The organism is Pseudomonas sp. NPDC088885 (genome assembly GCF_044750025.1).
Lineage (GTDB): Bacteria > Pseudomonadota > Gammaproteobacteria > Pseudomonadales > Pseudomonadaceae > Aquipseudomonas > Aquipseudomonas rustica.
Genome location: NZ_JBIVJB010000006.1, coordinates 103,365 through 125,195, shown reverse-complemented (window position 1 = coordinate 125,195; position 21,831 = coordinate 103,365). Strand labels below are relative to the sequence as shown.

General features: G+C 59.3%; 23 protein-coding genes. 11 read left to right on the top strand and 12 right to left on the bottom strand.

Annotated elements, in window-relative coordinates; translation table 11 throughout:
• A partial coding sequence (locus ACIP1X_RS06490; protein WP_400750446.1) for a hypothetical protein occupies positions 1-62 on the bottom strand: 62 nt, incomplete at its 3' end.
• A gap of 328 nt (positions 63-390) precedes the next feature.
• Between ACIP1X_RS06490 and ACIP1X_RS06485 the strand changes: the two genes are divergently transcribed.
• Together ACIP1X_RS06485 and ACIP1X_RS06480 are read left to right on the top strand one after the other, a co-directional pair.
• Positions 391-951: a glycine cleavage system protein R gene (locus ACIP1X_RS06485; RefSeq protein ID WP_053118073.1), complete on the top strand. Its 561-nt coding sequence runs from the start codon at positions 391-393 to the stop codon at positions 949-951.
• 10 nt (positions 952-961) lie between these two features.
• Positions 962-1,435, top strand: a complete 474-nt coding sequence (locus ACIP1X_RS06480; RefSeq protein ID WP_159814175.1) for a peroxiredoxin — start codon at positions 962-964, stop codon at positions 1,433-1,435.
• Between the two features lie 132 nt (positions 1,436-1,567).
• Here the strand turns inward: ACIP1X_RS06480 and ACIP1X_RS06475 are convergent, their stop codons facing one another.
• Both ACIP1X_RS06475 and ACIP1X_RS06470 read right to left on the bottom strand, forming a co-directional pair.
• Positions 1,568-2,638 carry an AI-2E family transporter gene (locus tag ACIP1X_RS06475; RefSeq protein ID WP_053118069.1) on the bottom strand — a complete coding sequence of 357 codons (1,071 nt, stop codon included), beginning with the start codon at positions 2,636-2,638 and terminating at the stop codon, positions 1,568-1,570.
• 33 nt (positions 2,639-2,671) lie between these two features.
• A complete protein-coding gene (locus tag ACIP1X_RS06470) occupies positions 2,672-2,911 on the bottom strand; it encodes a sulfurtransferase TusA family protein (RefSeq protein WP_053118067.1) in 240 nt (79 codons plus the stop codon).
• 98 nt (positions 2,912-3,009) lie between these two features.
• Here ACIP1X_RS06470 and ACIP1X_RS06465 point away from each other — a divergent pair, with 98 nt between their 5' ends.
• Positions 3,010-4,443, top strand: a complete 1,434-nt coding sequence (locus ACIP1X_RS06465; RefSeq protein ID WP_053118065.1) for a M48 family metalloprotease — start codon at positions 3,010-3,012, stop codon at positions 4,441-4,443.
• Positions 4,444-4,524: 81 nt separating this feature from the next.
• Here ACIP1X_RS06465 and ACIP1X_RS06460 read toward each other — a convergent pair whose 3' ends face one another.
• The 4 genes from ACIP1X_RS06460 to rpoE form a co-directional block, all read right to left on the bottom strand.
• Positions 4,525-5,958 carry a DegQ family serine endoprotease gene (locus tag ACIP1X_RS06460; RefSeq protein ID WP_159814177.1) on the bottom strand — a complete coding sequence of 478 codons (1,434 nt, stop codon included), beginning with the start codon at positions 5,956-5,958 and terminating at the stop codon, positions 4,525-4,527.
• Positions 5,959-6,167: 209 nt separating this feature from the next.
• Complete coding sequence (locus tag ACIP1X_RS06455; protein ID WP_400750431.1) at positions 6,168-7,130, bottom strand: MucB/RseB C-terminal domain-containing protein; 963 nt, start codon at positions 7,128-7,130, stop codon at positions 6,168-6,170.
• A gap of 8 nt (positions 7,131-7,138) precedes the next feature.
• A complete protein-coding gene (locus ACIP1X_RS06450) occupies positions 7,139-7,726 on the bottom strand; it encodes a sigma-E factor negative regulatory protein (RefSeq protein WP_053118059.1) in 588 nt (195 codons plus the stop codon).
• 30 nt (positions 7,727-7,756) lie between these two features.
• Positions 7,757-8,338, bottom strand: coding sequence for an RNA polymerase sigma factor RpoE (gene rpoE / locus ACIP1X_RS06445; RefSeq protein WP_003172477.1), 582 nt, complete (start codon positions 8,336-8,338; stop codon positions 7,757-7,759).
• A gap of 558 nt (positions 8,339-8,896) precedes the next feature.
• Here rpoE and nadB point away from each other — a divergent pair.
• Positions 8,897-10,513, top strand: coding sequence for an L-aspartate oxidase (gene nadB, locus ACIP1X_RS06440; protein WP_159814179.1), 1,617 nt, complete (start codon positions 8,897-8,899; stop codon positions 10,511-10,513).
• Here the strand turns inward: nadB and ACIP1X_RS06435 are convergent.
• Complete coding sequence (locus ACIP1X_RS06435) at positions 10,482-10,934, bottom strand: protein YgfX (RefSeq protein WP_400750428.1); 453 nt, start codon at positions 10,932-10,934, stop codon at positions 10,482-10,484. The genes nadB and ACIP1X_RS06435 overlap by 32 nt on opposite strands.
• Complete coding sequence (locus tag ACIP1X_RS06430; protein WP_053118052.1) at positions 10,918-11,172, bottom strand: succinate dehydrogenase assembly factor 2; 255 nt, start codon at positions 11,170-11,172, stop codon at positions 10,918-10,920. Before ACIP1X_RS06430 ends, ACIP1X_RS06435 begins: the two co-directional genes overlap by 17 nt.
• 150 nt (positions 11,173-11,322) lie before the next feature.
• Between ACIP1X_RS06430 and ACIP1X_RS06425 the strand changes: the two genes are divergently transcribed.
• A complete protein-coding gene (locus ACIP1X_RS06425; protein WP_400750425.1) occupies positions 11,323-12,264 on the top strand; it encodes a YgfZ/GcvT domain-containing protein in 942 nt (313 codons plus the stop codon).
• Between the two features lie 34 nt (positions 12,265-12,298).
• Positions 12,299-13,120 carry an HDOD domain-containing protein gene (locus ACIP1X_RS06420; protein WP_212545216.1) on the top strand — a complete coding sequence of 274 codons (822 nt, stop codon included), beginning with the start codon at positions 12,299-12,301 and terminating at the stop codon, positions 13,118-13,120.
• Between the two features lie 106 nt (positions 13,121-13,226).
• Here the strand turns inward: ACIP1X_RS06420 and ACIP1X_RS06415 are convergent, their stop codons facing one another.
• Positions 13,227-14,612 carry a sensor histidine kinase gene (locus tag ACIP1X_RS06415; RefSeq protein ID WP_212550566.1) on the bottom strand — a complete coding sequence of 462 codons (1,386 nt, stop codon included), beginning with the start codon at positions 14,610-14,612 and terminating at the stop codon, positions 13,227-13,229.
• The gene (locus tag ACIP1X_RS06410; RefSeq protein ID WP_053118046.1) at positions 14,605-15,276 is read right to left on the bottom strand and encodes a response regulator; all 672 of its coding nucleotides are present in this window, start codon (positions 15,274-15,276) and stop codon (positions 14,605-14,607) included. Before ACIP1X_RS06410 ends, ACIP1X_RS06415 begins: the two co-directional genes overlap by 8 nt.
• A 236-nt stretch (positions 15,277-15,512) precedes the next feature.
• Here ACIP1X_RS06410 and ACIP1X_RS06405 point away from each other — a divergent pair, with 236 nt between their 5' ends.
• The 5 genes from ACIP1X_RS06405 to ACIP1X_RS06385 all read left to right on the top strand — a co-directional run bounded on the left by ACIP1X_RS06405 (position 15,513) and on the right by ACIP1X_RS06385 (position 21,001).
• Positions 15,513-16,805, top strand: coding sequence for an OprD family porin (locus tag ACIP1X_RS06405; RefSeq protein WP_400750421.1), 1,293 nt, complete (start codon positions 15,513-15,515; stop codon positions 16,803-16,805).
• A gap of 160 nt (positions 16,806-16,965) precedes the next feature.
• Positions 16,966-17,943, top strand: a complete 978-nt coding sequence (locus ACIP1X_RS06400; RefSeq protein ID WP_053118042.1) for a tripartite tricarboxylate transporter substrate binding protein — start codon at positions 16,966-16,968, stop codon at positions 17,941-17,943.
• Positions 17,944-17,999: 56 nt separating this feature from the next.
• The gene (locus ACIP1X_RS06395; RefSeq protein ID WP_053118040.1) at positions 18,000-18,458 is read left to right on the top strand and encodes a tripartite tricarboxylate transporter TctB family protein; all 459 of its coding nucleotides are present in this window, start codon (positions 18,000-18,002) and stop codon (positions 18,456-18,458) included.
• A 1-nt stretch (position 18,459) separates the two neighbouring features.
• Positions 18,460-19,974: a tripartite tricarboxylate transporter permease gene (locus ACIP1X_RS06390; RefSeq protein ID WP_008083559.1), complete on the top strand. Its 1,515-nt coding sequence runs from the start codon at positions 18,460-18,462 to the stop codon at positions 19,972-19,974.
• Positions 19,967-21,001, top strand: coding sequence for an AbrB family transcriptional regulator (locus tag ACIP1X_RS06385; protein WP_400750417.1), 1,035 nt, complete (start codon positions 19,967-19,969; stop codon positions 20,999-21,001). Before ACIP1X_RS06390 ends, ACIP1X_RS06385 begins: the two co-directional genes overlap by 8 nt.
• Before the next feature lie 145 nt (positions 21,002-21,146).
• Here the strand turns inward: ACIP1X_RS06385 and ung are convergent.
• On the bottom strand, positions 21,147-21,831 hold a 685-nt coding region (gene ung / locus ACIP1X_RS06380), incomplete at its 5' end, for a uracil-DNA glycosylase (RefSeq protein ID WP_400750415.1).

Here is a 21,831-nt window from a genome sequence, read left to right as displayed (position 1 = left end):
CAGTCAAGACGCCCTTGTGCATCCATGGGAGTGACCAGTGCCACCATACTGCCCGCAATCATGAAACCGCTCCTGCCGGAAAAAGAGAGCGGTAATGGTACTGGCGCCAAGATGCTTGCACAAGCGAAGTACTGCGCTGCCGCCATTCCCCTTGGCCGCGCTTTTCGCTACCCTTCAGACTTTGATCGGTACCGATCAGCTTGTACGCCGGGTTCCAGCCTCCCTTTTCGGCCTCCCAGACCCCGTTCCTGCGTCGCATCGACGCGCTCCCGCTATAGTGGAGCGAGCCGCGAGCGCTTGCCGGGTCTATTGCATGGACAGCCAGAACAGGCGCGCCCCGGCCACCAGCGTCCGTAACCTACCGACCGCTCATCGCTTTAGGAATGCTGCATGTCCACCCCCACAGTTCGCGAACAATTCCTTGTCATCAGTGCCCTCGGCGCCAACCCCATGGAGCTGACTAACGTCCTGTGCCGCGCCAGCCATGAAAATCGCTGCGCCGTGGTCACCTCCCGTCTGACTCGCCATGGCGAGTGCAGCGCGTTGATCCTCGAGATCACCGGCAGTTGGGACGCCCTCGCCCGCCTCGAAGGCAGTCTGCCGAGCCTGGCGAAGAAACACGCTTTCACCGCCAACGTGGTGCGCAGCGCGCCGCTGGAAAATCGTCCGCAGGCCCTGCCGTACGTGGCTTATGTGAGTTCGGCGTATCGCCCGGACATCATTAATGAGCTGTGCCAGTTCTTCATGGATCACAACGTCGAGCTGGAAAACCTGACCTGCGACACGTATCAGGCGCCCCAGACCGGCGGCACCATGCTCAACGCCACGTTCACCGTGACCCTGCCGGCCGGCACCCAGATCAGTTGGCTGCGCGACCAGTTCCTCGATTTCTCCGACGCGATGAACCTCGACGCACTGATCGAGCCTTGGCGCCCACAGAACCCAATGTAAGGAAGCTTTCATGGCCGTTGTCATCGACCAACCGGTTGCCGATTTCGAAGCACCTGCCACCAGCGGGCAGACCGTCAAGTTGTCTGCCCTCAAGGGCAAGCAAGTGGTGATCTACTTCTATCCGAAGGACAGCACCCCGGGCTGCACCACTCAAGGTCAGGGCTTTCGTGATCAACATGAAGCGTTCAAGGCTGCCAACACCGAAGTCTTCGGCATTTCGCGCGACAGCCTGAAGTCCCACGAGAACTTCAAGGGCAAGCAGGAATTTCCCTTTGAGTTGATCAGCGACAAGGACGAGGCGGTCTGCCAGTTGTTCGACGTGATCAAGTTGAAGAAGCTGTACGGCAAGGAATACCTGGGCGTTGATCGCAGCACCTTCCTGATTGATAAGGACGGTGTGCTGCGTCAGGAATGGCGCGGTGTGAAAGTGCCGGGGCATGTGGATGCTGTTCTGGCTGCTGCTCAGGAACTGAACAAGGCCTGATGATTTTGCGGCGTCTTCTCTGACGCCTTCGCAAGCAAGCTTTGCTCCTACAAAAGATCACCACATCCCTTGTAGGAGCAGAGCTTGCTCGCGAAGAGGCCCTGAGCCACACCGAACAGTCCGTATCAATCACTAAAGCAACGGCGCCACCACCGGTTCCTTGCGCGGCCAAGCATCCAACACTGCCTTGAACAGCGTCGCCAGCGGAATCGCAAAGAACACCCCCCAAAATCCCCACAACCCGCCAAACAACAGCACCGCGCAAATAATCGCCACCGGGTGCAAGTTGACCGCCTCGGAAAACAGCAACGGCACCAGCACGTTGCCATCCAGTGTCTGAATGATCCCGTACACCGCCATCAAATAGATGAACTGATCGCTCCAGCCCCACTGAAACAGCGCAATCAGCAGCACCGGCACCGTCACCACCACCGCACCCACATACGGCACCACCACCGAAATCCCGACCAGCAACGCCAACAGCGCCGCGTAATTGAGCCCGAGCGCGACGAACGCGATGTAGGTCACGCCGCCGCAGATCACGATCTCGATGACTTTGCCGCGAATGTAATTGGCGATTTGCCGGTTCATTTCTTGCGCGACCCGCGTAATCAACGCGCGCTCACGCGGCAGATAACCGCGCACCCACTCGCCGATCATGGCCCGGTCTTTAAGGAAGAAGAACACCAGAATCGGCACCAACACCAGATAGATCATGATGTTGACCAGCAGCGGCAAACTCGACAGCGAGAACGTCAGCGCCCATTGCCCGAACTTGCCGATCTCGCCGCGCGCCGCTTCGATGGCTTGCAGCACTTGCTCGTCCGAGACCAGATGCGGATAGCGCTCCGGCAGCAACAGCAGCAGCGACTGCCACTTGGCAAGCATGCCCGGTAGTTCGTTGAACAGCGTGATCAACTGATGCCAGAGCAGCGGCATGACCACGACAATAAACAGCATCAACACGCCCATAAACAACGCAAACACCAATCCCACGGCTACGCCGCCCGGCACGCGCAGGCGTTCGAGCGTGACCACCAGGCCTTGCATCAGATACGCCAGTACCATCCCCGCCAGCACCGGCGCGAGCATGCCGCCGAGGGTGAGCACGGCGGTGAAGGCAAGAATCAGCAACACCGCCAGCACCACGGCTTCTTCGTCGGAGAAGTAGCGCTGAATCCAGTCGCGTAACACTTTGAACATCAATAATCCTTAGATTGTTTTACGCTGTTGGCTTCAGGCTTTTTTCAACCAGTAACGGTAAACGCCCGCGTCGTCTTCTTCGAGCAGCAGCGTATGACCGGCCAATTTGGCAAAGGTGCGGAAGTCGCGTTGCGAGCCGGCGTCGGTGGCGATCACCTTGAGCACCGCGCCGCTGTGCAGTTTATTTAATTCCATTTTCGCCTTGAGCAACGGCAACGGACAATTCAGGCCACTGGCGTCCAGTTCCACGTCATGGGCTACAGCGTCAGTCATTGCGTCACTCCGGTCGAGATAGTCGAGCTGCCTAGAATATCTGGTCGCAAGCCCGGTGTCCGGCTACAGTAAGGTCTTTGTCTTCTAAGGCTTTGTGCATGACTTTTCTGCGCCCTACCCTGCTGACGCTCGCTTGCCTGCTCGCCTCACCAGGCTTTGCCGACGATCTGCCGTCACTCGGCGACGCCAGTTCTGCCATCGTCTCACCGCAACAGGAATACCAACTCGGTCGCGCGTGGCTGGCGATGCTGCGCAGCCAGGTCTCACAGCTCAACGATCCGCAACTCAAGGACTACGTCGAGTCCAGCGTGTACAAACTGGTCGAGACCAGCCAGGTCACTGACCGACGCCTCGAATTCATTCTGATCAACAGCCCGCAGCTCAACGCCTTCGCGGCGCCGGGTGGCGTGGTCGGGGTCAACGGTGGTTTGTTCCTCAATGCCCAGACCGAGGGCGAATACGCTTCGGTACTCGCGCACGAATTGGCTCACTTGTCGCAACGCCACTTCGCGCGCGGCGTCGAAGCCTCGCAGCGCATGCAAGTGCCGATGATGGCCGCGCTGCTGGCCGGTATCGTCATTGCGGCGGCCGGTGGCGGTGATGCCGGGATCGCCGCGATTGCCGGCACCCAGGCAGCGGCGATTCAGTCGCAACGCACGTTCTCGCGGCAGAACGAACAGGAAGCCGACCGCATCGGCATCCTCAATCTGGAAAAGGCTGGCTACGACCCGCGCTCGATGCCGACCATGTTCGAACGCTTGATGCGTCAGTACCGTTTCGACGCCAAGCCACCCGAATTTCTGCTGACTCACCCGGTAACCGAATCGCGTATCGCCGACACCCGCAACCGCGCCGAACAGGCGAAACCGGGCGGCATCGAAGACACCATGCGCTATCAATTGATCCGAGCACGCGTGCAGTTGATCTACGAAGAAACCCCGGGCCTTGGCGCCAAGCGTTTCCGCGCGCAACTGGATGAAAACCCGAAGAACGATGTGGCGCGCTACGGTCTGGCCATCGCGCAGATCAAGGGTGGACAGTTGAATGAGGCTCGCGAGAACCTGAAACAACTGCTGGCCAAATCGCCGAACGAGATCATCTACAACCTCGCGCAGGTCGATCTGGACATCACCAACAATCGCCTGCCTGACGCACAGTCGCGTGTCGACCGCATGCTCACGCAGTATCCGGGCAACTATCCGCTGAATCAGGTTCGCGTAGATTTACTGTTGAAGCAGAATCGCTCGGCCGATGCCGAGAAAGCACTGGAAGGTCTGCTGAAGTCGCGCCCGAACGATCCGGACGTCTGGTACCAAGTTGCCGAGACCCGTGGTTTGTCGGGTAACATCATCGGTTTGCATCAGGCTCGCGCCGAATACTTCGCGCTGGTTGGCGATTACCGTCAGGCGATCCAGCAACTCGACTTTGCCAAGCGTAAGGCGGGTAACAACTTCCCGTTGTCGTCTCGCATCGATGCCCGTCAGCGCGAGCTGATGGAGCAGGAACGCATGATCAAGGACATGATGGGCTGAGTTTTATCCAGCAACACAAAATCTTCGGACACAAAAAAACCGCCTCTTTCGAGGCGGTTTCTTTTTCACCTTGCCGCTGGTTTATTCAGCCAGTTTGAAGGTGATGAAGCTCGCACGACCCTGACGCAGAACGCGCATCGACACCGAACGATTCTTCGGCAACGCTTTGGCGATCTCGCCGAACTCCTTGGTGGAGCCGATGGCTTGGTTGTTCAGGTGCGTGATGACGTCACCCGGTTGCAGACCGATCAGGGCAGCTGGGCCGTCCTGCACTTCCTTGATCACCACACCACCTTTGAGGTCGTAGGTTTTCTTCTGCTCGGCGGTCAACTCGCCCACGGCAACACCGAGACGGTTGCTGGTGGTTTCAGCGCCAGACTTCGGCAATGCATCCAGTTCTTTGTCTTCGTCCGGGATGGCGCCAACGGTCAGTTCGACGTTCTTGCGCTTGCCTTCACGAATCACTTCCAGATTGGCTTTGGCGCCAGCCTTCAGTGCGCCAACCAGGTGTGGCAGGTCAGCAGACATAACGATCGGCTGACCGTTCATGCTCAGAATCACGTCGCCGACTTGCAGGCCGCCCTTGGCTGCCGGGCCGTCATCCTGAATCTGTGCAACCAGCGCACCGGCCGGTTTCTCCAGACCGAACGACTCGGCCAGATCCTTGTTCACTTCCTGGATGACCACACCCAACCAGCCACGGCTGACCTTGCCGCCGCTTTTCAGCTGATTGGAAACGTCCATCGCCACGTCGATCGGGATGGCGAACGACACGCCCATGAAGCCACCGGAACGGGTGTAGATCTGCGAGTTGATGCCGACCACTTCACCGTTCAGGTTGAACAGCGGGCCACCGGAGTTGCCCGGGTTGATCGGCACGTCGGTCTGGATGAACGGCACGTAGTTTTCGTTCGGCAGACTGCGGCCGACGGCGCTGACAATGCCTTGGGTCACGGTGTGGTCAAAGCCGAATGGCGAACCGATCGCGACAACCCACTGACCGGCTTTCAGATCCTGGGATTTGCCGAGTTTGAGTACTGGCAGGTCTTTGCCTTCGATTTTCAGCAGGGCCACGTCGGAACGCGGGTCAGTGCCGATCAGCTTGGCTTTCATTTCGCTGCGATCAGCCAGACGCACGAGAATCTCGTCAGCATCAGCGATCACATGGTTGTTGGTCAGGATGTAGCCATCCGGAGAGATGATGAAGCCTGAGCCCAGCGATGTCGCTTCACGCTGACGACCACCACCGCCCGGCGAGCGCTGCTGAGGCGGCATGCCGCGCTCGAAGAACTCGCGCAGCATCGGCGGCAAGCCTTCCAGATCCGGCATCTGCTGGTTCACTTTGCGATCCGGCAGTTTCTGCGTGGTACTGATGTTCACCACAGCCGGCGACGCTTGTTCGACCAGTTGCGTGAAGTCCGGCAGGTCGGCCGCTTGCGCAGCAGGCACCGCCTGACCGAGCAATAGCACGGTGGCGAAAATGGACAGATAAGATTTCAAGCTAGGTATCGACATACAGCTCCCGTTACGACGAGCAGGTTTAAGCGATATGGAACAAGAATCACCGGCAACCACAGGCTGGCGCTTTTATTCCAGGAACAACAACAAGGCCAGAGCCGTGAGGCTCTGACCTATAAAAAATTTTCGGGTTATTTGCAAATGAAAATGCTCAGCAAACATTTCATCTCCGTCTCGACGAAGAAGTGGTAGTGACTGGAATCAGCTCACTGCTTGCTGGTGGCGGCACTGTCGTTTCGCATCGACAAGGCGATCCGTTCGGCGGTGCCGATTGGAATCTCGCCAACCACGGTCACCATCATTTCGCCTTCGGGTGTGGTCAGGCGACGAGAAACGGCGACGGTCGGGCCCAGTTGAGTCCGGGTGTCGGTGACGGTCGCGCCGTTCAACGGTTCAAGGAACACCGAAAAACGTGCCAGGCCATCGTCATACATCAGGCTGTTGACTTGTGTTTTGGTTTGCGGATCTTTGTGCGAGGTGCTGCTGGTCAGTTCGAAACCTGGCGGCAACCAGTCTGAACGCCAGACCTGGGCGGTCTTTACGGCGGAGGCCTTGTCGCTGTCCAGCGTCACAGCCTTGCAACCGGCATCGGCTTGCAAGTCTTTGTCGGACGGGACTTCGTCGGTATCGAGACTGGTGAACTGGAAACGTTCGAGCAACTGACCCTTGTCATTCAACAGCAATGACTTGAGCGGCAGGCCCGTCTGCTTATCCAGATGCAATTCAAAACCGTAACGGTGCTGGTCACGAGGCGTCAGTGAAACGATCACTGCATCGCGACCGGCCACACGCGACTTGCCGATGACAGCAAGGTCATACCAGTTTTTCAGCTTTTTAGGATCCAGGGCACGAGCGGTCGAGTTGGGAGAATCCCCCAGCCCCGCGATCAGGGTGCCGCTGACGCATTGAGTGTGTCCATCAATGCGCACGACTTCCTGAGCCGAGCCGTCGAGCTGGAGCAAACGCTCGCGGACTTGACCGTTCTGGACGCGATGCCAGATGTTGTGGGTAGAAAAACTACCGTTACGCTCGTAAATAAAAGTACCGTGAAAGCTTTGCTGCTGCTCGGCCTGGCCCAGACGGGTCAACCAGTCCTGGGCCTCATCGGCATGGGCTGGAACAATGAACCAGCCACTGAGCAGAAGCGAAAGTAGAGGTATGGCGCGCATGATCCTCCTTAACGGTTTTCCAGGCTTGCGGCACGTGCGTATGGCAACGCGCTTTCAGTACCTTTCAATGCAGCCTGCTGAGCGTGCTGACGCAGGTAACCTGGCAGACGCTGATCGTGCCAGCCTGGCTGACCTTGCAGTACGCCGTTGGCCATAGGGCCAGTGGCTTCCGAGCTCTCGCTGTAGCCTGCCAGAACAGCCGGGCCTTTCACCTGAGGGGTGGCCAGGGTTGTCTGGTTGCTTTGCTGAGCCAGTTCAACACCAGCGATTTCGTCCTGGTTGTACAGACGAACACCGGCCAGAACGGCAACAGTTACCGAGGCTGCAACAGCCAGACGGCCAAGGTTGCGCCATGGGCTGCGGGATACTTTGGCCGGAGCCGTTTCGTCTTCCAGCGCAGCAGACACTGCCGCAGCGATGTCCAGACGTGGTAGCAGCAGATCCTTGTGCATGGCTGCCCGAGCGATCTGGTAACGAGCCCAGGTCTCACGGGTTTCGACGTCATCAAGTGCATTGATCACTCGACGCAATTCCAGTTCGTCCGCTTCGTTATCCATCACTGCGGACAGCGATTCCTGCAGGGCTTCACGACTCATGGCGTTCCTCTCTTGGCTATCGCCGCTGTCTCAGTTTTCCTGCAACAACGGCTGCAGGGCTTTATCGATGGCCTCCCGAGCGCGGAAAATCCGGGAGCGCACGGTACCCACCGGACACTGCATGACGCTCGCAATGTCCTCGTAACTCAGACCATCGAATTCACGTAAAGTTAACGCCGTACGCAAATCCTCTGGCAGTTGCTGGATGGTTCGATGGACGGTGCCTTCGATCTCATCCCGCAGCAACGCACGTTCTGGTGACTCGAGATCCTTGAGGCCGTGATCGCCGTCGTAGAACTCTGCATCCTCTGAACTTACATCGCTATCCGGCGGCCGACGGCCGCGAGAAACCAGGTAGTTCTTTGCCGTGTTAATGGCAATACGGTACAGCCACGTATAAAACGCACTGTCGCCGCGAAAGTTTCCAAGTGCTCGATACGCCTTGATAAAGGCTTCCTGAGCCACGTCCTGGGCTTCATGGGTGTCGTGCACAAAACGCACGATCAACCCGAGAATCTTGTGCTGATATTTCAGCACCAACAGATCGAAAGCTCGCTTGTCGCCGCGTTGAACGCGCTCGACCAGCTGCTGATCCTCTTCCTGGGTTAGCATGAACACTCCTCGATAAGCCCGAAGGAGACTTGCATAACTAAACGACCAGACTTGCAAACATAGACTCGGGCTTTTCGCAAAAGTTCTCCCCCTCCAGGCAAGTTTCCTGCGGGCTCTGATTTGGCACGCACGAAAAACGCAGCACGGGATGAACCGGCTGCGCGAATAATCTTGTTATCGGTTTCGCCGGGCAGGAATCCAACCGCAGATTCCGCACTGAAGCCGACACGTCCCTTGTTTCTGGCACCGACTATTGATCTTGGGCCTTTGGCAAAAGTTCCAATTATTTATAGCCGTACCCACCCGACATTGGGCAACCCTGGGCGGAAAAAGGCTGTTTCAGCGCCGATACAGTCGTCTTTTCCCAAAACCGGCGAAAAAAACTTCCGACGAAGCACCCGGTTTTTCCCGTCACAGTAGTTTCACAATGCCATATAGGCCCGGCTATTGTGCCGCCCCACCCCTCTATATACTAGTGGGCTGTGTGGCTGACCTGACTCGCCGATCCAGGCGAATCGCGCCACCCCCGACCCGGGTCGCTTTGTGCGGAATCCTGTAATGAGCCAACAATTCCAACATGATGTTCTGGTCATTGGCAGCGGCGCTGCCGGTTTGAGTCTCGCGCTGACCCTGCCGGGTCATTTGCGCATTGCCGTATTGAGCAAGGGCGATCTCGCCAACGGTTCGACCTTCTGGGCCCAGGGTGGCGTTGCCGCTGTGCTGGACGATACCGATACTGTCGAATCCCACGTCGACGACACCCTGAACGCCGGCGGCGGTCTGTGCCACGAAGACGCCGTGCGTTTCACCGTCGAGCACAGCCGTGAAGCCATTCAGTGGCTGATCGACCAAGGTGTGCCATTCACCCGCGACGAACAGTCCGGTACTGAAGACGGTGGATTTGAATTTCACCTGACCCGCGAAGGCGGCCACAGCCATCGGCGCATCATTCATGCCGCTGACGCCACCGGCGCAGCCATCTTCAAAACCTTACTGGCCCAAGCCAAAGAGCGTTCGAACATCGAACTGCTCGAACAGCGGGTTGCCGTTGATCTGATTACCGAACGCCGGTTGGGCATGGACGGCGATCGTTGCCTCGGCGCTTATGTGCTGAACCGCAAAACCGGCGAAGTCGACACCTACGGCGCACGATTCGTGATCCTCGCGTCGGGCGGCGCCGCCAAGGTTTACCTCTACACCAGTAACCCTGACGGCGCTTGCGGCGACGGCATCGCCATGGCCTGGCGTTCGGGCTGCCGCGTGGCGAATCTGGAATTCAACCAGTTTCACCCGACCTGCCTGTATCACCCGCAAGCGAAAAGCTTCCTTATTACCGAAGCCCTGCGTGGCGAAGGCGCCCATCTGAAGCTGCCCAACGGCGAACGCTTCATGTATCGCTTCGACAAACGCGCCGAACTGGCCCCGCGCGACATCGTTGCCCGCGCCATCGACCATGAAATGAAGCGTCTGGGCGTCGACTGCGTCTATCTCGACATCAGCCACAAACCCGAAGAATTCATCAAAAGCCACTTCCCGACTGTGTATGAGCGCTGCCTCGGGTTCGGCATCGACATCACTAAACAGCCCATCCCGGTCGTCCCCGCCGCGCATTACACCTGTGGCGGCGTGATGGTCGATCAGCAAGGCCGCACCGATGTGCCAGGTTTGTATGCGATCGGCGAAACCAGCTTCACCGGCCTGCACGGCGCCAACCGCATGGCCAGCAACTCGCTGCTGGAATGCTTCGTCTATGCCCGTTCGGCGGCGGCGGACATTCTTGCGCAACTCGACGATATCGATGCGCCAAGCGCCCTGCCCGTCTGGGATGCCAGCCAGGTCACTGACTCCGACGAAGACGTGATCATTGCGCACAACTGGGATGAGCTGCGCCGGTTCATGTGGGACTACGTCGGCATCGTGCGCACCAACAAGCGTCTGCAACGGGCGCAGCACCGCGTGCGTTTGCTGCTGGACGAGATCGACGAGTTCTACAGCAACTATAAAGTCAGCCGTGACCTGATCGAGCTGCGCAATCTGGCGCAAGTGGCGGAATTGATGATCAGCTCAGCCATGGAGCGCAAGGAAAGTCGCGGTCTGCATTACACCCTCGACTACCCGAACCTGCTGCCCGAAGCGCTCGACACTATTCTGATACCGCCCACCTACGCCGGCTGAACTTGAGCCGCACTCGCAGGCGTCGATGCACATCGGCGACCTGCGAATCTCGCGGCACACAGATCGATCTGACCCGCCACTCGCCGCGCAAACGAAAGCGCAGCACCACGATCAATGGCAGCGCCAGACTGTCCGGGCGCAGTTGCACCGCTTGCCAGCCATCCGCACGATTCCACAATTGCCAGCCATCGGCATCACGGCGCAATCCGCAGAATGCTCGTGGATGACTCAGCAGAATCTGCCGTGGCAACACCCAAACGCCATGCAGCAGACAAGCAGAAGCCCCGAGCAGATGGGCCCAGAGTGGAATAGATAGAAGAAACAAAGCACCCAGTGCGAACGCCTGGGCCAACAGATACGCCGCCAGCAACTGCCGTGAGGCATGCCAGCGGCATTCGAACGTATTACTTGGGCTGGACACGATCCAGGATCATGCGAACCATGCGCTGCAGTTCCGGATCTTCAGACTCGCTGCGCTCCATGAACCAGCCGAACATGTCCTGATCCTCGCACGTCAGCAGACGCACATACAGATCGCGATCCACCTGATTCAACGTCGCGTAGACCTCCTTCACGAACGGCACCAGCAACACGTCAAGCTCAAGCATGCCGCGACGGCTGTGCCAAAAGAGGCGATTCAGTTCAACTTGTTCGACCATGGGGCCCTCCTCAAATTTGGCGGCAAGTATACAGCCCCCAAGCGGGTCGCACAGTCGGCTTTGGTCGGGCACCACCGATCCTTTATCAACTACCCATTTCAACAACGCACCCTTATGATGTGCCCCAGACTTTTTACCCTGCGAAGACCCATGGCCGATTCTGCTTTTTTCTGCACCCTGTCTCATGAAGGCGTTCTCGCGGTTCGCGGCGCGGATGCCGGAAAATTCCTGCAAGGCCAGCTGACCTGCAACCTCAATTACCTCAGTGACACCAAGGCCAGCCTTGGCGCGCGCTGCACGCAGAAAGGCCGAATGCAGTCGAGTTTCCGCATTCTGCTCGAAGGTGACGGCGTGGTGCTGGCGATGGCCAGCGAGTTGCTCGAGCCGCAATTGGCCGATCTGGAAAAATACGCGGTGTTCTCCAAATCGAAACTGAACGACGAAAGCGCCGCCTGGGTGCGTTTTGGTCTGGCGCACGCTGACGCTACCCTGAGCAGCCTTGGTCTGGACTTGCCGGCAGAAACCGACAGCGTCGTGCGCAACGACGGCTTGGTCGCGATTCGCGTCTCGCCGGATCGCGCGGAACTGTGGGTACCGGCCGATCAAGCCGATGCAATCAAAACCAGACTGTCCGCCGCACTGCCAGAAGCCGCATTGAATCAATGGCTGCTGGGCCAGATCCGCGCCGGCATCGGTCAGGTCATGCCGAGCACCCGTGAGCTGTTCATTCCGCAGATGCTCAATCTGCAAGCCGTCGGTGGCGTGAGCTTCAAGAAAGGCTGCTACACCGGCCAGGAAATCGTCGCGCGCATGCAGTACCTCGGCAAACTAAAACGTCGCCTGTATCGCTTGAGCCTAGACGCGAGCGAACTGCCAGAGCCTGGCACACAGCTGTTCGCTCCGAGCCACAACAGCTCCATCGGTGAAGTGGTGCTGGCCGCCAACGCCGAGCAAAACATTGAACTCCTGGCGGTGCTGCAGGCCGAAGCTGCCGAAGCGGGCGATCTGCATCTGGGCAGCCTTGAAGGGCCTGCGTTGCAAGTGCTCGATTTGCCCTACGAACTGGATCGCGACCGCGAAATCCAGCGTTGATCGCAGCCTGGTTGCAACACCCTAGAGAGTCCAAATGAGCGAACTGGCGGAAAAGGTCCAACGGGATTTGGTTGAGGCCATCGATAACGATGACCTGGTTCTGCCAACGTTGCCGGAAGTGGCCCTGCAAATTCGCAAGGCTGCCGAAGATCCGGAAATCAGTGTCAGCGACCTGAGCAAAGTCATCGGTCGCGACACCGCACTGTCGGCGCGCCTGATCAAAGTGGTCAACAGCCCGCTACTGCGCGCCGCGCAGGAAGTCACCGACCTGCACACCGCGATCACGCGGCTGGGCATCAACTACAGCAGCAACCTGGCGATCGGTCTGGTGATGGAGCAGATTTTCCACGCCCGCTCCGAAGTGGTCGAACAGAAGATGCGCGAAGTCTGGCGCAGCAGTCTGGAAATCGCCGGAGTCAGCTACGCGCTGTGCCGCCGCTACACCCAGCTCAAGCCGGATCAGGCAGCGCTGGGCGGGCTGGTGCATCAGATTGGTGTGCTGCCGATTCTGACTTACGCCGAAGATCACTATGAGTTGCTGTCGGATCCGGTCAGCCTCAACCATGTGATCGACCGCATTCATCCGTTGCTCGGTGACAAATTGCTGCGGGTCTGGGAGTTTCCGGAACGGCTGGTGGAATTGCCGGGGCGTTATCAGGATTTCAAACGCGATTCGACGCAGATTGATTATGTCGATCTGGTGCAGGTGGCGAATCTGCATTGCCGTAAAGGCACCGACCATCCGTTTGCGCGGATTGATCTGGCGAGTGTGCCTGCGTTCAGGAAGTTGGGGATTGATCCGGAGAACAGAGCGCTGTGCGTGGATCTGGAAGAATCGCGGTCGATGTTTTACTGATCTGAAACCTTGGTGAAGCCATCGCGAGCAGGCTCACTCCTACAGGAGACCGCATTCCAATGTAGGAGTGAGCCTGCTCGCGAAGAGGCCATCAAAGGCGCCGCAATCACCCGGCAACAAAACTCACCCGCACCTTCAACCCCGCCTCCTCGCCATCATGCAGACTGATCTGCGCCAGATGCGCCCGGCAAATCTCGCCGACAATCGCCAGTCCCAACCCTGACCCGGCCACCTGCTGATTACGCCGGTAAAACCGCTCAAATACGCGATCACGCTCTTCCAGCGGAATCCCCGGCCCGTCGTCTTCAACCTCAAGCACTGCCGGCGCTGTCACGCGCAGAATCACATTGCCGCCCGGCGGTGTGTGCGCCAAGGCGTTATCCACCAGATTGCTCAGCAACTCATTGAGCAACGTCGGCTCACCGCGCAACCACACCGGCTCGTCCGCTTCCAATGCCAACGCAACCCCGCGTTTGTGCGCCAGCGGCGCCATGGCCATGCCCAATTCGCGGGCCAACTGGCTCAGATCGAGTAACTGCGCGCCCCCCTCGGCAATCGCCCGCGCACCGTTTTCAACACGCGCCAGCGACAGCAACTGGTTGGCCAGATGCGTCAGGCGATCGGTGCTTTGCGCTGAAGATTCCAACGTCGCGCGCCACGTCTCGGGCTCGTTCGAGCGCAGGCCCAATTCAAGCCTCGCCTTCAACGCGGCCAACGGTGTGCGCAACTCATGCGCGGCATCGGCAATGAACTGGGCCTGACGCTCGAACTGCACGCGCAACCGCTCGGTGAAATGGTTGAGCCCGCGCACCAACGGCCACAACTCATGCTGCACTTCCACCAGCGGCAATGGCCGCAAATCATCGGGCTGACGCTCTTCCACCGCCGTGCGCAAACGCTCCAGCGGGCGCAACGCCGCACTGACAGCAAACCAGACCAACAACAACGCGCCAATCGCCAACATGCCCAGACGCAGCAACGTATCGGCGGCCAGACTGCGCGCCATGCTTACGCGCGCCTCGTCGGTTTCGGCGACACGGATTTCCGCCATGCCGTTCATGTTCGGTTCGGTAACGGCTTTCAGCAGGCTGACCACGCGTACGTTTTGGCCTTTGTAGGTGGCGTTGTAAAAACGTGCCAGCGCCGGATAACTGTCAGTTCGAGGCGTGCCCGGTGGCGGGCCTGGCAGATTTTCATAACCGGAAATCAGCTTCTGATGGATGTCGTTGACCTGATAATAAATGCGCCCGGCGCTGTCGTAGGCGAAGGTATCGAGGGCCACGTAAGGCACATCGGCACTGAGGCTGCCATCGCGTTGCGACAACCCTGCGGCGATGGTGCGCGCCGAGGCCAGCAGCGTGCGGTCGTAGGCAGTGTCGGCGGCTTCGCGACCGTTCCAGTAAGCGCTCAATCCGCTGGCGAGCATCAACACCACCAGCAACAACGCGAGGTTCCACAGCAACCGCCAGCGCAGGCTGCTGGGCTTATGCATCGCGGCTTTCCAGCAGGTAACCGAGGCCACGGAAGGTGACGATCGCTACGGGTTGACCATCGAGTTTTTTGCGCAAGCGATGCACGTAGATTTCGATGGCGTCGGGGCTGGCTTCTTCGTCGAGACCGAACACCTGCGCGGCCAATTGTTCCTTGCTCATCACGCGGCCCGGTCGGGCGATCAGCGCTTCCAGTACGGCTTGCTCGCGGGAGGTCAGCGTCAGCAATTCTTCGCCGAGGCTGAAGCGTCGCGTGTCGAGATCATAGGCCAGCACACCGCAGCGCTGCTGGCGTTCGCCACCGAGCACACTGCGTCGCAGCAAGGCTTTGACCCGCGCTTCCAGCTCAGTCAGTTCGAACGGTTTGGCGAGGTAATCGTCAGCGCCGAGATTGAGACCGTGCACGCGATCTTTCACATCACTGCGCGCGGTCAGCATCAGTACCGGCAGGTTTTTCCCGCGTGCGCGCAACCGCGCCAGCACTTCAAAACCGTCCATGCGCGGCAGGCCGACATCGAGGATCGCCACGGCGTATTCCTCGCTGCTCAAGGCCAGATCAGCGGCCACGCCATCGTGCAACACGTCCACGGTCAGACCGGTGCTCTTGAGCGCCTGGGCAACACTTTCGGCCAGTTGCAAATGGTCTTCGACGAGCAGGACACGCATGGATTTTTACCTCGTTCAGGGATGGCCGACGCCACTCTTTGCCGCGGAGTTTACAGCCGCAACCGCCGCTGTGAAGCCCGAAAACCGTGAAAGTCAGCTGAAAGGTTAGTGAAAGGTTAGCCGGTTAGAGTCGGCGCACGGACAGTCCCGACTGCCGTCGCTGCTGCCACACAGCGATACGAAAAACGCCACGAAGCGTTTTCGACCAATAAGAACAATAAACGGAGTACACCCGCATGCCGTCCATGCAGCCTCAGGCGTCCACGCCTGTTCGCCCTTCCCGTTTCAGCCACACCGCCCTCGCCAGTGCCGCCGCCCTTGCCGGTTTTTCGCCGCTGAGTTTTGCCGACTTCATTGAAGACAGCAGCGCCACCTTCGAAACCCGCAACATGTATTTCAACCGCGACTTCCGCGATGGCACCAGCGCCCAGCAATCCAAGCGTGACGAATGGGCCCAGGGTTTCATGCTCAATCTGCAATCGGGATACACCGATGGCACCGTCGGTTTTGGTGTCGACGCGCTGGGCATGCTCGGCGTCAAACTCGATTCCAGCCCGGATCGCACCGGCACCGGCCTGCTGCCGACCCACGATGACGGACGCGCGGCGGACGAATACTCCAAGCTCGGCCTGACCGGCAAAGTGAAAATCTCCGCCACCGAACTGAAAATCGGCAGCCTGATTCCTGAGCTACCGATCCTCAAACCGAACGACGGACGCATCCTGCCGCAAACCTTTGAAGGCGGTTTGCTGACCTCCAAAGAGATCAAGAACCTGACCTTCACCGGTGGCCGACTGGAGAAAGCCAAGGATCGCGACAGCACCGATTTCGAGGACATCGCCCTTAACAACAAGAACAGCCGTTTCGCCGGTACCGCTGCCGGCAAGCACTTCGACTTTGGCGGCGTCGATTACAAGTTCACCGACAAGATCACCGGCAGTTACCACTTCGCGCAACTCGACGAAGTCTACAACCAGCACTTCTTCGGCCTGGTCGCCTCGCGGCCGATGGGCCCGGGCACGTTCGCCACTGATCTGCGTTTCGCCGTCAGTGATGATCAGGGCGCGGCCCGTGGTGGCGAGATCGACAACCGCTCGCTCAACGGTCTGGTCAGCTATGCGTTGAGCGGGCACAAGTTCAGCGCCGGTTATCAACACATGTCCGGCGATAGTGCGTTCCCGTACGTCGATGGCAGCGACCCGTATCTGGTCAACTTCGTGCAGATCAACGACTTCGCCGGCGCGGAAGAACGCTCCTGGCAGGCACGTTACGACTTCGACTTCGCCAAACTCGGCATCCCCGGCCTGACCTTCATGAGCCGCTACTTGAGCGGTGACAACATCAAGCTCAAGACCGGCGAGGAAGGCAAAGAGTGGGAGCGCAACACCGAGATCAAATATGTAGTACAAAGCGGCGCTTTGAAGGATGTCGCCGTGCGTTTGAGGAATGCCACTTACCGTTCCAATTACTCGGCTCGCGATGCGGATGAGGTGCGGTTGCTGGTGAGCTATAGCGTTGCTCTTTGGTAATTGATTGAAATGCCTTGGCGCTGTGATCGGAAGATCAAAAGATCAAAAGATCAAAAGATCAAAAGATCAAAAGATCAAAAGATCAAAAGATCAAAAGATCGCAGCCTTCGGCAGCTCCTACACAAAAAGCCCTTACAACAAGAAATCTGTGGAGAGACCAATGAATTTTTCACTGCGTAAAGTTGCTTTAGCGGCCGGCATGATGCTGGTGGCCGGGCAGTTGATGGCCGAACCGAAACGTCCGGAGTGTATCGCCCCGGCCTCGCCCGGCGGTGGTTTTGACCTGACCTGCAAACTGGTGCAGAGCGCACTGGTCAACCAGAAACTGCTGAGCAAACCGATGCGCGTGACCTACATGCCCGGCGGTGTCGGCGCGGTGGCGTACAACGCGGTGGTCGCTCAGCGTCCGGCCGATGCCGGCACGCTGGTCGCGTGGTCGAGCGGTTCGTTGCTGAACCTGGCGCAAGGCAAGTTTGGTCGTTTCGATGAAACCAACGTGCGTTGGCTGGCAGCCGTCGGCACCAGCTACGGCGCCATCGCAGTGAAAAACGATTCTCCCTACAAGACCCTCGACGATCTCGTTCAAGCGCTGAAGAAAGATCCAGGCTCGGTGGTGATCGGTTCCGGCGGCACCGTCGGCAGCCAGGACTGGATGCAAACCGCGCTGATCGCCAAGGCAGCCGGGATCAACCCGCGTGAGTTGCGTTACGTCGCCCTCGAAGGTGGTGGCGAAATCGCTACCGCCCTGCTCGGCGGCCACATCCAGGTCGGCAGTACCGACATCTCCGACTCCATGCCGCACATCCAGAGCGGCGACATGCGTTTGCTCGCGGTGTTCTCCGACAAGCGCCTCGACGAGCCGGAAATGAAAGACATCCCGACCGCTCGCGAACAAGGCTACGACATCGTCTGGCCGGTGGTGCGCGGGTTCTACCTGGGGCCAAAAGTCAGCGACGAAGACTACGCCTGGTGGAAAGACTCGTTCGACAAACTGCTGGCCTCCGACGAGTTCGCCAAGCTGCGCGATCAGCGTGAACTGTTCCCGTTCGCCATGACTGGCCCGGAGCTGGACACCTACGTGAAGAAGCAAGTTGCCGACTACAAAGTGCTGGCCAAAGAGTTCGGCCTGATCCAGTGATCGCCTCTGTCTAGCGGCTGCGTTCCCGATTGCGGGAACGCGGCACAGGAGCTCCCATGCTTATTCAACGCATTTTCGCCTCGGTGCTGTTGCTGGTCTGTGTCGGCCTGGCACTGATGGCATGGCCGTACCAAGCGGCTTTTTCCTACGAACCGGTCGGGCCGCGCGCCTTCCCGCTGCTGATGCTCGGTCTGATGGGCGCGGCACTGTTGTACATGGTGTTTCGCCCGGCACCGATCAAACACAGCGAGGACGAGCCGCCACTGGATCGCGAAACCCTGACCAAGATTGCTATCTGCGTCGCCCTGCTGCTGGTGTTCGCCGGTCTGTTCGAACCGCTGGGTTTCATCCTCAGCAGCATCCTCATCGGCATTCCGATGGCGCGCCTGTATGGCGGTCGCTGGATGCCGAGCATCGTAGTCACCACGCTGATGGCCATCGGTCTGTACCTGCTGTTCGACCGTGTGATGGACGTTCCGCTGCCCCTTGGCCTGCTCGACGTGCTGGAGAACTGATATGGATACCCTCGGTTATTTGGGCCAAGGCTTCGGCGTCGCGCTGAGCCCGTACAACCTGGTCACCGCGCTGTGCGGCACGCTGATCGGCACTGTCGTTGGCTTGCTCCCGGGCCTCGGCCCGATCAATGGCGTGGCACTGCTGATTCCGATCGCATTTGCGCTCGGCTTGCCACCAGAGTCGGCGTTGATTCTGTTGGCAGCGGTGTATCTGGGCTGCGAATACGGCGGCCGGATCAGCTCTATTTTGCTGAATATTCCGGGCGAAGCATCGACCGTGATGACCACCCTCGACGGTTACCCGATGGCCCGCAAAGGTCTGGCCGGTGTAGCGCTGTCGTTGTCGGCGTGGAGTTCGTTCATCGGTGCATTTATCGCCACTTGCGGCATGGTGCTGTTCGCCCCGCTCCTGGCGAAATGGGCGATAGCCTTCGGCCCGGCGGAATACTTCGTGTTGATGGTGTTTGCGATTGTCTGTCTCGGCGGCATGGCCGGTGATCGACCGTTGAAAACCTTCATTGCGGCGTTGATCGGACTGTTCCTGTCGAGTGTCGGCATCGACGCCAACAGCGGCGTGTACCGCTTTACCGGCGACAACATTCACCTGACTGACGGCATTCAATTCGTCGTGCTGGTGCTGGGCCTGTTTTCGATCAGCGAGATTCTGTTGCTGCTGGAGAAAACTCATCGCGGTCAGGAAGCGGTGAAAGCCACCGGGCGCATGATGTTCAACTTCAAGGAAGCCTCGTCGGTGTTCGTGGTGAACATTCGCTGCGGCCTGCTTGGTTTCATCATGGGCGTGTTGCCGGGTGCCGGCGCGACGCTGGCCAGCGCCGTGGCGTACATGACCGAAAAACGCATCGCCGGTGCCAGCGGCAAATTCGGTCAGGGTGATGCCCGTGGCCTCGCCGCTCCGGAAACCGCTATCGGTGCGTCGGCTTGTGGTGCTTTGGTGCCGATGCTGACGTTGGGTGTGCCAGGTTCGGGCACCACGGCGGTGATGATCGGCGCCCTGTCGCTGTACAACATCACCCCGGGCCCGCTGCTGTTCCAGCAACAACCGGACATCGTCTGGGGCCTGATCGCCTCGTTGTTCATTGCCAACATCATGCTGGTGATCCTCAACATCCCGATGATCCGTATCTTCACCCGCATCCTTGCCGTGCCGAACTGGGCACTGGTGCCGGTGATCGCGATCATCACCGGGATCGGCGTTTACGCGGTGCACGCCACTACGTTCGACCTGTTCCTGATGGTCGGCATCGGCATCTTCGGTTACATCCTGCGCAAGCTCGACTTCCCGTTGTCGCCGGTACTGCTGGGCTTCATCCTCGGCGGTCTGATGGAGCAGAACCTGCGTCGTGCGTTGTCGATCTCTAATGGCGCACTGGAGATCCTCTGGTCGAGCCCGATCACCTTCGGTGTCTGGGTGCTGACTGCGCTGATGCTGGCCTTCCCGCTGATCCGCATCTGGCGCAAACGTTCGGTCGCGCGTCGCGCCATTGCCGATGTTTGATCGCGCCTCACTGAAATCCTGGTGGGGAACCCCGCTGGTCGGTCTGCTCGGCGGTTACCTCGCCAGCCAGATCGGCTGGCCACTGCCGTGGATGGTCGGCTCGTTGCTGGCGATCATCCTCGTGCGCTGCCTGACCCCGTGGCAACTCACCGAGATTCCTGGCGGCCGCAAGTGTGGTCAGTGGATCGTCGGGATTGGCATCGGGCTGCACTTCACCCCGGTGGTGATGGAGCAGGTGCTCAGTCATTTCGGCTTGATCTTCTTCGGTGCGCTGGTCACCAGTGTGTCGGCGGTGGTTGGCGTGTGGTTGATGCGCCGCACCGGTGAGGATCGCGCCACGGCGTTTTTCTCGAGCATGCCCGGCGGTTCCGGCGAGATGGTCAACCTTGGTGCGCGCAATGGCGCGATGCTTAGCCATGTGGCGGCGGGGCAAAGTTTGCGGGTGTTGGTGGTGGTGCTGTGCGTGCCGGCGGCGTTCAAGTATTTGCTCGGTGACGGCAACCCGATTTCTCACGCTGGCAGCGTCGATTGGCGCTGGCTGGCGATTCTGTTTCCGGCGGGCGCTTTACTCGCTTGGCTTTGGCAGCGTTTGCGCCAACCCAATCCGTGGTTGTTCGGGCCGTTGCTGGTGAGTGCGGCGGTGAGCATTGCCTGGGATTTGCACATCGGTTTGCCGGATGGTGGCAGTCAGATTGGCCAGTGGTTGATTGGTAGTGGCTTGGGTTGCCACTTCAACCGGCAGTTCTTCCGGCGTGCGCCTTCATTCATGGGGCGGACGTTGATTGGCACGGCGCTGACCATGTTGATCGCGTCGTTGGCAGCGTTGGGGTTGAGTGCGCTGACGCATCTGGATCTGCGTTCGCTGACGCTGGGCATGATGCCCGGTGGGATTGCCGAAATGAGTCTGACGGCGGAAACGCTGCAGTTGTCAGTGCCGCTGGTGACGGCGATGCAGGTGATGCGGTTGTTGTTTGTGCTGTTTCTGGCGGAGCCGTTGTTCAAGTACTGGAATCGTAGTCCGGAGTAAGACCGCGTCGCCCTTTTCGCGAGCAAGCTCGCTCCCACATGATCGTTCCCACGCTCTGCGTGGGAATGCAGCCCGGGACGCTCCGCGTCCCAAGCGGACGCAGAGCGTCCATTGAGGCATTCCCACGCAGAGCGTGGGAACGAGATTACGCGACAGGCGGCAAGCGCCACTCAATCGGCGTTTCGCCATTCTGCTCAAGAAACTTGTTAGTCCGGCTAAAGTGCCCGCAACCCAAAAACCCGCGATAAGCCGACAACGGCGACGGATGCACTGACGTCAGTACCAGGTGCTTGGTCGCGTCGATCAGCTTCTGCTTGCTCTGCGCATGCGCGCCCCAGAGCATGAACACCAGATGCGGTTGGCGCTCGCTGACCAGTTCAATGATCCGGTCAGTGAAAAACTGCCAGCCCTTGTCCTTGTGCGCATTGGCGTTGGCGCGTTCGACGGTCATCGTCGTGTTGATCATCAACACGCCCTGATCGGCCCAGCTCTGCAGGTAGCCGTGAGTGGGAATATCGATGTTCAGGTCGCGTTTCAACTCTTTATAGATGTTGACCAGCGACGGCGGCGCCGGCACGCCCGGTTGCACCGAGAAGCACAGGCCATGGGCCTGACCCGGGCCGTGATACGGATCCTGGCCGAGGATCACCACCTTCACTTTTTCCAGCGGCGTCGAGTTCAAGGCATTGAAAATCATCGGCCCCGGCGGGTAGATTTCCTTGCCGGCCGCCCGCTCCTGCTGCAGAAAATTGCGCAACTCTGTCATGTAGGGCTGGTCGAACTCAGCACGCAGTGCCTCCTTCCAGCTCGGTTCGAGTTTGATACGGTCG

Coding starts and splice junctions, on each gene's coding strand:
- ACIP1X_RS06485 (WP_053118073.1), top strand. CDS start 391: ATGTCCACCCCCACAGTTCGCGAACAATTCCTTGTCATCAGTGCCCTC.
- ACIP1X_RS06480 (WP_159814175.1), top strand. CDS start 962: ATGGCCGTTGTCATCGACCAACCGGTTGCCGATTTCGAAGCACCTGCC.
- ACIP1X_RS06475 (WP_053118069.1), bottom strand. CDS start 2,638: ATGTTCAAAGTGTTACGCGACTGGATTCAGCGCTACTTCTCCGACGAA.
- ACIP1X_RS06470 (WP_053118067.1), bottom strand. CDS start 2,911: ATGACTGACGCTGTAGCCCATGACGTGGAACTGGACGCCAGTGGCCTG.
- ACIP1X_RS06465 (WP_053118065.1), top strand. CDS start 3,010: ATGACTTTTCTGCGCCCTACCCTGCTGACGCTCGCTTGCCTGCTCGCC.
- ACIP1X_RS06460 (WP_159814177.1), bottom strand. CDS start 5,958: ATGTCGATACCTAGCTTGAAATCTTATCTGTCCATTTTCGCCACCGTG.
- ACIP1X_RS06455 (WP_400750431.1), bottom strand. CDS start 7,130: ATGCGCGCCATACCTCTACTTTCGCTTCTGCTCAGTGGCTGGTTCATT.
- ACIP1X_RS06450 (WP_053118059.1), bottom strand. CDS start 7,726: ATGAGTCGTGAAGCCCTGCAGGAATCGCTGTCCGCAGTGATGGATAAC.
- rpoE (WP_003172477.1), bottom strand. CDS start 8,338: ATGCTAACCCAGGAAGAGGATCAGCAGCTGGTCGAGCGCGTTCAACGC.
- nadB (WP_159814179.1), top strand. CDS start 8,897: ATGAGCCAACAATTCCAACATGATGTTCTGGTCATTGGCAGCGGCGCT.
- ACIP1X_RS06430 (WP_053118052.1), bottom strand. CDS start 11,172: ATGGTCGAACAAGTTGAACTGAATCGCCTCTTTTGGCACAGCCGTCGC.
- ACIP1X_RS06425 (WP_400750425.1), top strand. CDS start 11,323: ATGGCCGATTCTGCTTTTTTCTGCACCCTGTCTCATGAAGGCGTTCTC.
- ACIP1X_RS06420 (WP_212545216.1), top strand. CDS start 12,299: ATGAGCGAACTGGCGGAAAAGGTCCAACGGGATTTGGTTGAGGCCATC.
- ACIP1X_RS06415 (WP_212550566.1), bottom strand. CDS start 14,612: ATGCATAAGCCCAGCAGCCTGCGCTGGCGGTTGCTGTGGAACCTCGCG.
- ACIP1X_RS06410 (WP_053118046.1), bottom strand. CDS start 15,276: ATGCGTGTCCTGCTCGTCGAAGACCATTTGCAACTGGCCGAAAGTGTT.
- ACIP1X_RS06405 (WP_400750421.1), top strand. CDS start 15,513: ATGCCGTCCATGCAGCCTCAGGCGTCCACGCCTGTTCGCCCTTCCCGT.
- ACIP1X_RS06400 (WP_053118042.1), top strand. CDS start 16,966: ATGAATTTTTCACTGCGTAAAGTTGCTTTAGCGGCCGGCATGATGCTG.
- ACIP1X_RS06395 (WP_053118040.1), top strand. CDS start 18,000: ATGCTTATTCAACGCATTTTCGCCTCGGTGCTGTTGCTGGTCTGTGTC.
- ACIP1X_RS06390 (WP_008083559.1), top strand. CDS start 18,460: ATGGATACCCTCGGTTATTTGGGCCAAGGCTTCGGCGTCGCGCTGAGC.
- ACIP1X_RS06385 (WP_400750417.1), top strand. CDS start 19,967: ATGTTTGATCGCGCCTCACTGAAATCCTGGTGGGGAACCCCGCTGGTC.